The sequence below is a fragment of the Mesorhizobium sp. B2-4-19 genome (genome assembly GCF_006441315.1).
Classification (GTDB): Bacteria; Pseudomonadota; Alphaproteobacteria; order Rhizobiales; family Rhizobiaceae; genus Mesorhizobium.
The window spans coordinates 345,137-357,961 of the sequence record NZ_VFUV01000005.1 but is presented as its reverse complement, the minus strand read 5'-3'; the positions used below and the strand labels follow the sequence as shown (position 1 = coordinate 357,961).

Here is a 12,825-nt window from a genome sequence, read left to right as displayed (position 1 = left end):
ATTCGCTTGGTCGCTATGGCGACGAAAACATCAGGCCCAAGCCATGATCGCCCACTACAAGAAAAGAGAGCATCTGCAACTGTAGTACTAGGCGGCCGGAAACAGCTTCCAGCGCCCCGGGCGGAACGCCACCCGGCTCTTCTGCGCCGCGGGATGGCCGACTGGCAGTTCGATCTCGACCCGCTGGCGCTCGCCGCCGATTTCGAGTTCGACGCGCCGGGTGCCGGCGACGCGGCGGCTGGCTGCGACCGTGCCGGCGATGCAGCCGCTGCAGCCGTCGAGCAGTTCGACATCGTGCGGGCGAAAATACAGCGTCGCCTCGCCCTCGGGCGCGTGCGGCGCCGACAGGCCGATCGGGCGGTCGGCGAGCCAGATCTCGCCATTCTCGACCTTGACGGGAAGCGAGCTCGATTCGCCGATGAAGCCGTACACGAAGGGCGAGTTCGGCGTGTCGTAGATGTCGTCGGCGGTGCCGAGCTGTTCTATGCGGCCTTGGCTCATCACCACGACGCGGTCGGCAAGTTCCAGCGCCTCTTCCTGGTCGTGGGTGACGAAGACGGTGGTGTGGCCGGTGCGGTCATGGATCTCGCGCAGCCAGCGGCGCAGTTCGCGGCGCACCTGCGCATCGAGCGCGCCGAACGGCTCGTCGAGCAAAAGCACCTTGGGTTCGATCGCCATGGCACGCGCCAGCGCGACACGCTGGCGCTGGCCGCCGGAGAGCTGTGCCGGATAGCGCTTTTCCAGCCCCGAAAGCTGGACGAGGTCGAGAAGCTCGGAGGCGCGGCGGCGGATTTCCTGCGCCGGTGGCCGCGAGGATCCGTGCCGGACTTTCAGGCCGAAGCCGATATTGTCGGCCACCGTCATGTGCCGGAAGAGCGCATAGTGCTGGAAGACGAAGCCGACATTGCGCTCCTGGATCGACTTCTGCGAAGCATCCTCGTCGCCGAAGAAGATCTTGCCGCGCGTCGGCCGTTCCAGCCCGGCGATCAGCCTGAGCAGCGTCGTCTTGCCGGAGCCGGACGGTCCCAGCAAGGCGATCAGTTCACCCGACTTGATGTCGAGCGACACGTCATGGAGCGCCGGAAACCGCTCGAACTCCTTGCGCACGTTGGCAACGCGAACTTCCATACAAATCCCTTTGTAGTTGATGCATGTCGTTGTCCCGAAACCGGCTCCCGCTTTTGGGCGACATGCATTTAGTCAGTGTCCGCGCGTCGCGGCGAGTTCGGCGCCGTAGCGCATCTCGAGCAGTGTTTTCAAGACCAGCGTGACCAGCGCCAGCCCGGCAAGCAGTGAAGCGACGGCAAAGGCGCCGACGGCATTGTACTCGTTGTAGAGGATTTCGACATGCAGCGGCATGGTGTTGGTCAGGCCCCTGATATGGCCCGACACCACCGACACCGCGCCGAATTCGCCCATGGCGCGCGCGTTGCAAAGCAGTACGCCGTAGAGCAGGCCCCATTTGACGTTGGGCAACGTGACATACCAGAAGGTCTGCCAGCCATTGGCGCCGAGCGAAAGGGCGGCCTCCTCGTCGCCATTGCCCTGTTCCTGCATCAGCGGGATCAGTTCGCGGGCGACGAAGGGGAAGGTGACGAAGACGGTGGCCAGCACAATGCCAGGCACGGCGAACAGGATCTGGATGCCATGTGCCTTCAGCCACTCACCGAGCAACCCTTGCGCGCCGAACAGCAGCACATAGACCAAGCCCGAGATGACCGGCGAGACCGAGAAGGGCAGGTCGATCAGCGTGGTGAGAAACGCCTTGCCCTTGAACTCGAACTTGGCGATGGCCCAGGCGGCGGAGATGCCGAAGACGACATTGAGCGGCACAGAGATCACTGCGACAAGCAGCGTCAGACGGATGGCCGAGCCTGCGTCCGGCTCGCTTAATGCCTGAGTATAGGCACTGATGCCTTTCGCCAGCGCCTCGTGGAAGACGATGATCAGCGGCAAAAGCAGGAAGACGCCGAGGAAGACAAAAGCAATCGCCATCAGCACGGCTTGCGCGGGACGGCTTTCGGTCACCGCCGCCGAGCGGCTCTCATGGTAGGGTTCGTAGGATTTGATTTCGGGATCAGCCATAGCGCTTGCGGCTCCATGTCTGCACGAGATTGACGACCAGAAGCATGACGAACGACAGAGCCAGCATGATCGCAGCGATCGCGGTCGCCGCCGGATAGTTGTATTCCTCCAGCCGGATGACGATCAGCAGCGGTGCGATCTCGGATTTGTAGGGCAGGTTGCCGGCAATGAAGATGACCGAGCCGTATTCGCCGACGCCGCGCGCGAAGGCCAGCGAGAAGCCGGTGATGATGGCCGGCGCCAGGCCCGGAAACAGCACGCGGGTGATGATCTGGAAGCGGCTGGCGCCAAGAGTGGCGGCGGCTTCCTCCACCTCCTTGTCGATCTCCTCCATGATCGGCTGCACCGTGCGCACGACGAAGGGCAGGCCGATGAAGACCAGTGCCACGACGATGCCGAGCGGCGTGTAGGCGACCTTGACGCCGAGCGGCATCAGCAATTTGCCGATCCAGCCATTCGGCGCATAGAGCGTGGTGAGCGCAATGCCGGCGACCGCGGTCGGCAGGGCGAAGGGCAGGTCGACCATGGCGTCGACGATGCGGCGGCCGGGAAAGCGGTAGCGCACCAGGACCCAGGCGACCAGCGTGCCGAAGACGACGTTGACGGCCGCGGCGAGGAAGGCGGTGCCGAAGCTGATTTCCAGCGCATTGATGGTGCGGCGGTCGCTGGCGATCGCCCAGAATTCAGCCCAGCCGAGCGAGGCCGAGCGCCAGATCAGCCCGGACAGCGGAATGAGGATGATGAGGGTGAGGTAGGCAAGCGAGAAGCCGAGGGTCAATCCGAAACCCGGAATGACACTCGGCTGCCTGAATCGCCACCCCGCCTGAGCGGGTGCTGTCGTCATGGAGTTCTGGATCGTCCCTTCTTGCTCAACCAGATTGTCGCTGAAGAAGCGCATTCACACCGCTTCTTCGGGCTCTGCCCAACCTCACTGGGCCGGCTTGTAGATCTGGTCGAATATACCACCATCGCCGAAATGATAAGGCTGCGCCTTCTTCCAGCCGCCGAAAAGCGGATCGTCGATGGAGATCAGCTTGATGTCGGGGGTCTTGGGCAGATCCGCCGGCGCCACCAGTTCGGGCTTGGCCGGACGATAGTGGTTCTTGGCGATGATCGTCTGGCCTTCCTTGGAATAGAGCCAGCCGAGATAGGCTTCCGCCACCTTGCGCGTGCCCTTGGCATCGACGTTGGCGTCGACGATCGCCACCGGCGGCTCGGCCAGGATCGATGTCGGCGGATAGACGATATCGAAATTGTCGGCACCAAATTCGTCGAGCGCCAGATAGGCGTCGTTTTCCCAGCCGATCAGCACGTCGCCGATGCCCTTTTGCGCGAAGGTAACGGTCGAGCCGCGCGCGCCGGTGTCGAGAACCGGGGCATTGGCGTAGAGTTTGCCGACGAATTCCTTGGTCTTGACTTCGTCGCCGCCGTCATGGGCGTTGGCGTAAGCCCAGGCAGCCAGATAGTTCCAGCGGGCGCCACCGGAGGTCTTCGGATTGGGCGTGATCACCTGGGTGCCGTCCTTGACCAGGTCGCTCCAGTCATGGATGCCCTTGGGATTGCCCTTGCGGACCAGGAAGATGATGGTCGAGGTGTAAGGCGCTGAATTGTTTTCGAATTTCTTGCGCCAGTCCGGATTGATCTTCTTCGATTTGGAGACGATTGCGTTGATGTCGCCCTCGAGCGCCAGCGTCACCACATCGGCATCGAGGCCGTCGATCACGGCGCGGGCCTGGGCACCCGATCCGCCATGCGATTGCTGGATGGTGATCGCCTCGCCGGTCTCGGCTTTCCAGTGGGCGGCGAAGGCCTCGTCATAGGCCTTGTAGAGTTCACGCGTCGGATCGTAGGACACGTTGAGGATGGTGGTGTCGGCAAACGCGAAACCGAGCGTGCCGAACTGGACAGATGTGGCGACCAGTGCGCCGAGCAGTTTCCGGAAATGAGGTTTGGTCATTTCTGCCTCCGTTGAACTCGGGCCAAATCTAGCGAATTGATAGAAATTAGATGCATCGAATGTTGCCTTTTTTGTCCTCCTGAAGAAAATCTTCGACGATCTTCCGCCGCATGGGGAAATATTTTCCTCGCCGGCGCTCGGCGCGGATTCGAGGTCCTATCTAGGCATGCGCGGTGCCGAGGCAAGGCCTCCGGCAAATCACTCGGCGCTCACCGGGAAATCGAAGCGCTGGGTGGGAAAGGGCTCATGCCGGAGCGTATAGTGCCACCATTCGCGCGCGTAGTTCTTGAAACCGCCGGCACGCATGGCCTCGACGAGCAGCTTGCGGTTTGCTGTCGCTTCATTGCCGAGCGGGCGATGCGCCGTCTCGCTCATCGGGTCGAAACAGTCGAAACCGCTGCCGAAATCGAGCGTATCGGCATCGACGGCGCCGCAAGCGGGTTTGGCGACGGATGGGCCGTCGGCCCGCGCGATCGCGACATCGACGGTCGAGGCGCGCGAATGGGTCGACAGTTCACCAACATAACCCTTGGCGATGAGGTCGCCACGCCGAACCCCGGGATACCATTGCGGATCGGGCGGCCCGCCTTGTCGCGTCCAGTCGCCCATGTCGGCCACGGCGCGGGCAGGGCGGTAGCAGTCGAAGACGACCAGCGTCAGGCCTCGAGCGGCGATTGCCTGCTGGACGCCGGCAAGAGCTTGCGCCGCCTGCAAGGTGAGAATGCAGAGCGGTGCGTCGTAGCCGGTCACCTTGCGGTGCAGGAAATTGTCCGCGCCGGCGTAGCGGATGTCCTGGCGGATGGACGGGGCGATATCGGCGAGGCGGACGAAGCCGGCGGGGAGGGCATCGGCATGTGCGGGCAGAACGGAAGCGACAACCGTCAGCGCGTAAAAGCCAACGCCCAGAATCGCCTGGCGCACTCTATTCAACGAACACTTTCACGCTGGCCGCTCGTCCGGCCGCGTCGATGACGGTCAGCGTCGAGTAACCGGCGCCGTCCGGTTGCCAGGTCGCGGTGCGGCGGCGGTCGATGCCAACCAGCGGTTTGCCGTTCGCAAGCCAGCGGAACGGCGCACGGCCACCTTGCAGCTTGAGCACCAGCGGCGTGGCGTCGGCGGAATTCGTGGCGAGGTCGACGCGGGCGCCGTCCGGCGGGAAGATGATCGTCGGCGCGGGCTCGGTCGGCGTCGCCTGCACCAGGCCATCGGCGCCGGCGCCGAAGCGGGCGAGCGTCACCGGCAACTCCTCGCGCTTGGGGGTGAAGGCGCCGGGCGGCTTGCCCGGCAGCGGCACGGTGGCAAGGCCGGAACGGACAAAGCCCTCGAACAGGATGGGAGCGGCCGAGACATAGCCGGAAAGGCCCGGCACGGCGCTGGCGTCGGGGCGACCGACCCAAACGCCGAGCACGTAGCGGCCGTCGAAGCCGACCGACCAGGCGTCGCGGTAGCCGTAGGAGGTGCCGGTCTTGTAGGCGATGCCGCGCTGCAATGAGCCTTCGGGTGGCTTGACCCCCGACAAGATGTCGATGATCTGCCAGTTCGCCTGGTCGTTGAGGATGGTGGCGGTGGTGCGCTCGGCATGGGCCGGCTCCGTGCCGTCATGCAGCGTGTGCGTCTTGCCGCCATTGGCGAGCCCCGTATAGAGCTGGACGAGATCGCGCAGCGTGACGCCAACGCCGCCGAGGCCGATGGCCAGGCCCGGCGCCTCGTTGACCGGCAGGATCGGGTTGACGCCGGCCTGGCGGAACCGCGCCGTCAGCCGCGCCGGACCGACCGCATCGAGCACGCGGATCGCCGGCACGTTGAGCGACAATTGCAATGCCTGGCGGACGCTGACGTCGCCCTGGTAGCCCATGTCGAAATTCTTGGGCCGATAGCCGCCGAAATCGACCGGGCTGTCCTCGATCAGCGTTTCCTGCGCCACCAGCCCCTGTTCGAAGGCGAGGCCATAGATGAACGGTTTCAGCGTCGAGCCGGGCGAGCGCACGATCTTGGTCATGTCGATCCAGCCGGAGCGGCTGGCATCGAAGAAATTGGCCGAGCCGACTTCGCCCAGAATGTCGCCGGTGCGGGAATCGGCCAGCACCATGGCGACGGACAGGCGCGGTCCGAGCTTGGTCGCGGCGTCCCTGGCCACCTGTTCCAGTCCTTCCTGGACGCTCTTGCGGATGGTCAGCTTGAGCGGCTGGCCTGGAACGGCCCTGGGCAGCATCGCATAGGCGGCGTGCGGAGCAAGCGCCGGCAAGGTGCGGCGCAGGCCCGACACGTCGTCAAGGGCGGCGCGCGCCGCCTCGCGTTCGCCGATCAGGCCGGAGGAGACCATGCGGGTCAGCACGCGGTCACGGGCGGCGTGGGCGATTGCCAAGTTGCGGTCGGGCCGGCGCTTCTCCGGCAATTGGGGCAAGGCGACGAGCAGGGCGGCTTCCGAGACGGTGAGCCGCTTCGGCTCTTTGCCGAAATAGGCAAGCGAGGCGGCGCGCACGCCTTCGAGGTTGCCGCCATAGGGCGCCAGCGTCAGATAGCGTTCGAGGATCTCGCGCTTGGAGAGCCGCCGCTCGATCTGGATGGCGCGCAGCATCTGCTTGATCTTGGAGCCGAGGCTGCGGCTTTCGCGCGGCTCGATCAGGCGGGCCAGCTGCATCGACAGGGTCGAGCCGCCGGAGACGATGTGGCCGCTGGCGGCGAACTGGCCGGCCGCGCGGCAAAGCGCCAGCACGTCGACGCCCTGATGGTCCCAGAAGCGTTTGTCCTCATAGGTGACCAGCATGTCGACGAACTGCTTGTCGACCTGGTCGAGCCGGGTTTCGAGCCGCCAGTAGCCGTCCGGCGTGGCGAAGGCGCGCAACAGCTGGCCATCGCGGTCCTGGACTTCGGTCGAGACCGTGAGTTCAGCCGGCAGCGGCGGCGGGAAGGCGCGGTCGAGTTCCCAGAGGGTGGCGACGGACACCGCGAGAATGCCGGCGCAGGAAGCTGCGGCGATCGCTGCGCGACGGAGCATTTTTTGCGAGAGCATGGCGCCGCCCCTCATCCGCCTGCCGGCACGACGGCCCTTCGGGCGTTCGCCGCTCGAAAAGCCAAGCAATTGGCTTTTCGTCGGCTGCGCGGACCAGGGCTCACCTCCCCGTATAGTGACGGGGAGAAGAAAGCTGTCATTAGCGCCATCGCCATTTGCATGATCGCCACAATAGGCACCTTACGGCGCCTTGATTTCCATCATGCCGGTGGCGGTGCGGGCCGAGTATTGCGGCCGGTACATGTCTTCCACGGTTGCCGCCGGATGGGCATAGGTGCCCGGTGTCACCGCGCGCACGACATAGGCGAGGGTCAGATTGTGGTCGTGATCGCCGTCGGCCGGGTTGAACGCCGCGACGAAACGGTCGTCGCGGAATTCGAGATGAGCGGCGTCGGTCTGCGCCAGCCAGGAGAAGTTCGTCAATTGCGCGCTGGAGACCAGGCCGGGATTGTCGATCTCGAAGCCGGCCGGCAACAGGTCGGTGACCAGGAGGCGCGACGGCCAGCTGTTCTGCTCGGTGACCTTGAGCACGACGACATAGCGTTCGTTCTGGATTGCCTCCGTCACATTGGCTTCGGTGCCGTCGAGCTTGTAGTAGGTGCGGCTGATGGTGAAGCCGTCACCGCCGGCCGGCAGTGGCTGGATCGGCGACGCCACGGTGGTGACGACGGCTTGCAGCGGGGTCTTGCCGGTGTTGGCGATTTCGAGCGGGCTGTCGACCAGTTCGGAGCCGTTGACCTGGTTGGAATAGCCACCCGAATGCGGCGCGCCATTGACGGAGAGCGTGATCGAATCATTGCCTTCCTTCAGCGCGCGGGCCGCCAGCAGCATCCAGGAATCGTCCTGGGTGCTGGTCCAGCGCACTTCGGCGCGTTGCCGGGTCACCAGCTTGATCAGCTCCGGCACGGTCGACGACACCGGTTTCGATTCCGCCGCCAGCGACAGCATTGCCGCGCCGTCACGCAGCGCCGAGCCGTAGTCGGAGCGGTACCAGTCGTAGTCGGTGCTCGATTTGGCGAGCTGCAGCGCGGTCTTGAAGGTCGCCTCCGAGCGCTGGGTGTCGCCATAGAGCGCAAGGCTCGCCGCCAGCTGGGCAACGGCCATCGGGCTTGAGAAGGCTTCGAGCTGGGTGTCGGCATAGTAGCGCAGATCGCCGATCGAGGCCTTCTTGTTGCGGGCCAGGACGTAGAGGGCGTAGGCGATCTCGCTGCCGCGGTCCTGTACGCTCTGATCGTAGCCGAGCGAGTTCTGCAGATTGCTCAGCGCCTGGTTCATGGCCAGAGCCGGCACGTCGTATTTCTGCTCGCGCGCCCTGGTCAGGAACTCGCTGACATAGGCGTCGAGCCACAGATCGCCGGAGCCCGGGCCCCACAGGCCGAAGCTGCCGCTCGAGGACTGGTAGCTCAGCACCTTGTAGATGGCATCCTGGATACGGCCATGCAGGTCGGAGTCGCTTTCCATGCCGACGCCCGTGGCCATCTCGTTGACATAGAGAAGCGGCATGGCACGGCTGGTGGTCTGCTCGGCGCAACCATATGGGTAGCGGTCGAGCGTCATCAGGAGCGAGGGCACGTCGAAGGCCGCCGCCTGCGAAACACCGACGCTGACGGAAGCACCATCAAGCAGGCTCGCCGCCAGCAGTTCCTTGTCGACGCGCAGCGCGCCGCCATTGCCCTTGAGGTCGACCACAAGGCGCGTGGTGACCGGCAGTTGCGCCGGGCGCACCGGCACGTAGAGCGTCTGCTCGACCTTGGTGCCGTCGGCGTGCGCCAGCTTGATGGTGAGCGAGGCATTGCCCGGCGTCTTGGCGATCAGCGGCACGGTCAGCGTCTGGCGCTTGCCCTGGGCGAGCGTCAGCTTCTGGGGCAGGGGCTTGTCGCCCGTCGACAGGTCGCCTGTCGTGTCGATCGAGAAGGCATAGTCGCCGGCCGGGCCGTCGGTGTCGGCAACGTCAAGCCGCATCACGGCATTGTCGCCGGGCGCCAGGAAGCGCGGCAGGCCGGCGGTGATGACCACCGGGTCGCGCACGATGACATCCGACTGGGCATGACCGACCGCTTCCTTGGTCCAGGCGACGGCCATGACGCGCACGGTGCCGTTGAACTGCGGGATGTCGAAGTCGATCCGTGCCTTGCCGTCGGCGTCGAGCTGGACCGGGCCGGAGAAGAAGGCGACCAGCTTTTCGGTCGGCGGGCTGCCTTGCGCCTGCATGTTGGCGCCGTCACCGCCGGTCCTGAGCTTGCCGGTGGTGCCCAGCGAGCCGTCGATCAGGCGGCCATAGATGTCGCGGATCTCCATGCCCAGCATGCGCTGGCCGAAGAACCAGTTCTCCGGGTCGGGCGCCTTGTAGTTGGTCAGGTTGAGGATGCCGACATCGACGGCGGCGACCATGACATAGGCGTTGGTGCCCGGCTGCACGCCGGCCACGGAAACCGGGATCGACAGCTGCTGGCGCGGCATCGTCTTGTCCGGCGGCGTCAGCGTGACCGCGAGTTTCTTGGCGCCCGGATCTACCTTCAGCCATTTCACGCCGATGGCGCGGGCCGGCATGCGCGTCTCCTGCGCATCGCCCGGCCGGAACAGGGTGGCCGTGACATAGGCGCCGGCGCCCCAATCGTCTCCGACCGGAATGTCGACGGTGCTGCCGCCGGCCGGGACGGTGGCCGTGATGGTCTTCAACAGCTTGTCGGAACCGATATTGATCAGAAGCTCGCCGGCAAAATGCGGCGAGACCTTCAGCCTGGCCACTTCGCCCGCGGCATAATCGTCCTTGTCGAGAGCGATTTCCAGGCCGTCCGGCGTTTCGGTGGTGGTCGAGGCGACATACCAGCCGGCGTCGAACTCATAACTGGTCGCGGGACCTTCGGGGTCCGAGGTCTCGACCTCGAGCCGGTACTGGCCCCAATCGACCGGAACGGAGACGGTGGCGTCGCCATCGGCGCCGAGGTCGATCTGGCCATTGGCGATCGACTTGGTGAAGGTCACCGGCTCGTAGCTCCACGAATTGTTGGAGCGGTACCACTGGTAATTGCGTTCGACCTTGACCAGCGCCCACTGCGCGCCTTTCAGCGCCTCGCGCTTGCCGGCCGGATCGACCGCGATCAGACTGAATTTGGCCGTGCCGCCCTGCGGCACTTCATCGTCGGCGAAGTCCGGACGGATGCCGATCATATGGCCTTGCGGGCGGATGCCGATGTTGAGCGAGCGCTCGATGGCGCGGCCACCGGTTTCGCGCATGCGCACCGTCACCTTGCCGTTGACCAGCTTGGTGGTGGAGGGCAACTGGTCGACGGTAACAGGGAAGGTCGCCTTGCCGTCATCGCCGACCACCGGCAGGTTGGTCAGCGGCGTGACCGTGGGCTCAGCCGACTGCTCATCGGCGAGGCCGAAGGAGAAGTTGGGGAAGCGGTCCCAGGCGCGTGCCGTCGACAGCGTCAGTTCGCCTTCCAGCGCCAGGCCCGCCGCCGGCGCGCCGTAGAGGAAGCGGCCGTCAATGTTGATGTTGGCGGTTTCGCCGCGCTCGATCTCCTGCTTGTCGGCCTTCATGTCGAATTCGATGCGATCCGGCACGAAGTCCTCGACCAGGAACATCTGGCTGGCGACAGCCGGCTGCTTCGGATCGGTGTGGATCGACACGGACCAGGTGCCGCGCATGGCGTTGGGTTCGAGCGGCAGGTCGACGGCATGGCCGCCGGCCGAAGCGCCGTCGCTGACGATGCGGCGGTCCTCGACGCCGTCGGGACGCGAGAAGATGAAGGTCAGCGGCAGGTTCTCGACCGCCTTGGCGGCGCCATCGCGGGCAAGGGCGGCGACATGGACATCCTCGCCGGCGCGGTAGATGCCGCGTTCGGTCCAGGCATAGACGTCGAGCGCGCCGGGTGCCGCGCGCCCGGTGACACCACGGTCCGACAGGTCGAAGCCGGCCTTGGACATGTCGAGGAAGACGAAATCATTGTCGCCCTGCTTGGCCATCAGCACCGCCGGAACCATGCCGCCGTCGCCGCGCGTCAGGCCGGGGTTGAAGACCGCGTGGCCGTCGGCATCCGATGTCGCGGTGCCGAGAATCTCGTTGTTGCGGGCAACCAGTGTCAATTCGGCGCCCGCTATCGGCTTGGCCGAGCCCAGCGAACGGGCAAAGACATTGAGCCCGTCCTGGCCGGTATAGGTCGAAAGGCCGATGTCGGAGACGACGAACCACTGCGTGGCCAGCGAATTGTAGTCATCGCCCTTGCCGTCGACGGCCCGTGCGGTCAGCACATAGACGCCGGGCTTGCGCTGCGGCAGCGCTTCGTCGACCGGGAAGGAGGTGGTGACCTCCTTGTTGAGGTCGTTGACGATGTCGAGCTTGCCCTGCCAGACCGGCGCGCCCATCTGCTCGGAAATGTTGGAAATGTCATAGCCGTCGAGCTGGTGCAGGAACTGGTAGCCCGACAGAAGCTGCGCCAGCGAGCGGTCGCCGATGCGGTAGAGCTTCATTTCGGCGGCGTTCATGTTGACGGTGACGACCGGAATGCCGCGGCGCGCGCCGGCCGGCAGCACGAAGCTGTCGCCGGTGAAGCGGGCGGACGGGGCGCGGTCCTGCACATAGATCGACAGCACCACGGGAGCGGCGGTCACTTCGCCGATGGCCGCCGGCAGGCCGGCGCGGAAGGTGACGTCGTAATGCTGGCCGTGTTCGAGGCCTTCGACGCAAATCTGCTTGCCCTTGGCCTCGACGCCCTTCGGCGGCGCGTTGTCGACAGTCACGAACTGCGCGTAGTCGACGCCGGTCTTGACCAGTTCCTCGGAGAATTGCGCGCAGATGCGGGGCGCGCTGGTGTCGGCATCGACGCTGTGGTCGACGACACGGAAACCCTTGCGGGCCTTGAGATCGGCATAGTCGGCCTGCACGGCCGGCGACGTCACGAGTGCAAGGCTCGCCTCATAGGCCTGCAGCGCCGGGCGGTAGAGATCGCGCTTGTCGAGGCCGGCGCCAAGCAGCGCCAGCACGTCCGCGCGCGTCTTGGTGGTGCGTAACAGCTTATAGGCGTTGAAGGCGGCCGAAGTGGCGTTCATCGGCAAGGTCGACGCTTCGGCGGTGTTGGCGGCGGGCTGCACGGCCAGCGCTTCACGCGCCAGATTGAGCCAGAGCTGGCCATCATCGGGCATCACCGAGACCGCGGCCTCGTATTTCTGCATGGCGGAGCGGTGGTTGCCGGCCAGCACGGCCTGTTCGGCCGAGTTGATCAGGGCGGCCATGCCTTCGGTCGGCTTGTCGAAGGCCGGGCCAAGCAGCCTGTTGCGGTACTGCTGGGCCTGGTCGGCCATCCAGTTGGGGAAGAAGGTCAGTTCCGGCGGCGCGCCGATATCGGGATCGCCGTCAATGTTGACGACCTTGCCGGCGACCGCGCCGTTGAACGGTTTGAGCTGGTTGTAGTCGGATTTGAGAAAGCACCATTTGGCCTTGGTGTTGTAGGTGAAGGCGCGGCAGGCCGGATCGCCAAGGCATGTCGTCTTGCACTGGTCGAGGGTGACATTCTGGTCGGATCTGAGATCAAAGCCGAAATAGTCGGAATTGTCCGTCGTTGCGATTCGCCGGGCGTCGGCCGCTTGCGCGACGCCATTCCAGGCCAAGACATTGGCCCAGGCGAAGAAGAGAAGGATCAGGATCGACAGACCACGAGCCGCGCGCATTGCCATTACACCCTCCAGACAATTGCAGACGTCCAGGCATGTTCAAGCTCCAGTCAAGCTTGTCAACACAGGACGCGGCAGGGTTCCGCCTGCCAAC

Annotated in this window: 7 protein-coding genes; all 7 read right to left on the bottom strand. The window is 65.2% G+C overall.

Going from position 1 to position 12,825, the window contains the following annotated elements; all coding sequences use genetic code 11:
- Nucleotides 1-87: 87 nt before the first annotated feature.
- Nucleotides 88-1,128: a sulfate/molybdate ABC transporter ATP-binding protein gene (locus FJ546_RS12250; protein WP_140889557.1), complete on the bottom strand. Its 1,041-nt coding sequence runs from the start codon at nucleotides 1,126-1,128 to the stop codon at nucleotides 88-90.
- A gap of 72 nt (nucleotides 1,129-1,200) precedes the next feature.
- Nucleotides 1,201-2,085 (bottom strand): sulfate ABC transporter permease subunit CysW, encoded by an 885-nt coding sequence (gene cysW / locus FJ546_RS12245; RefSeq protein ID WP_140889556.1) that lies wholly within the window; start codon nucleotides 2,083-2,085, stop codon nucleotides 1,201-1,203.
- Entirely contained in the window at nucleotides 2,078-2,929 is an 852-nt protein-coding gene (gene cysT, locus FJ546_RS12240; RefSeq protein WP_140889573.1) for a sulfate ABC transporter permease subunit CysT, read from the bottom strand. The genes cysW and cysT overlap by 8 nt, the downstream gene beginning before the upstream one ends.
- An 84-nt stretch (nucleotides 2,930-3,013) precedes the next feature.
- Nucleotides 3,014-4,042, bottom strand: coding sequence for a sulfate ABC transporter substrate-binding protein (locus FJ546_RS12235; RefSeq protein ID WP_140889555.1), 1,029 nt, complete (start codon nucleotides 4,040-4,042; stop codon nucleotides 3,014-3,016).
- A 198-nt stretch (nucleotides 4,043-4,240) separates the two neighbouring features.
- Nucleotides 4,241-4,972, bottom strand: a complete 732-nt coding sequence (locus tag FJ546_RS12230; RefSeq protein ID WP_140889554.1) for a M15 family metallopeptidase — start codon at nucleotides 4,970-4,972, stop codon at nucleotides 4,241-4,243.
- Nucleotides 4,965-7,055 (bottom strand): penicillin-binding protein 1C, encoded by a 2,091-nt coding sequence (gene pbpC, locus FJ546_RS12225; RefSeq protein ID WP_246686818.1) that lies wholly within the window; start codon nucleotides 7,053-7,055, stop codon nucleotides 4,965-4,967. The genes FJ546_RS12230 and pbpC overlap by 8 nt, the downstream gene beginning before the upstream one ends.
- Before the next feature lie 180 nt (nucleotides 7,056-7,235).
- Nucleotides 7,236-12,734, bottom strand: a complete 5,499-nt coding sequence (locus tag FJ546_RS12220) for an alpha-2-macroglobulin family protein (protein ID WP_140889553.1) — start codon at nucleotides 12,732-12,734, stop codon at nucleotides 7,236-7,238.
- Between the last annotated feature and the right edge of the window lie 91 nt (nucleotides 12,735-12,825).

Coding starts and splice junctions, on each gene's coding strand:
- FJ546_RS12250 (WP_140889557.1), bottom strand. CDS start 1,128: ATGGAAGTTCGCGTTGCCAACGTGCGCAAGGAGTTCGAGCGGTTTCCG.
- cysW (WP_140889556.1), bottom strand. CDS start 2,085: ATGGCTGATCCCGAAATCAAATCCTACGAACCCTACCATGAGAGCCGC.
- cysT (WP_140889573.1), bottom strand. CDS start 2,929: ATGACGACAGCACCCGCTCAGGCGGGGTGGCGATTCAGGCAGCCGAGT.
- FJ546_RS12235 (WP_140889555.1), bottom strand. CDS start 4,042: ATGACCAAACCTCATTTCCGGAAACTGCTCGGCGCACTGGTCGCCACA.
- pbpC (WP_246686818.1), bottom strand. CDS start 7,055: ATGCTCTCGCAAAAAATGCTCCGTCGCGCAGCGATCGCCGCAGCTTCC.
- FJ546_RS12220 (WP_140889553.1), bottom strand. CDS start 12,734: ATGGCAATGCGCGCGGCTCGTGGTCTGTCGATCCTGATCCTTCTCTTC.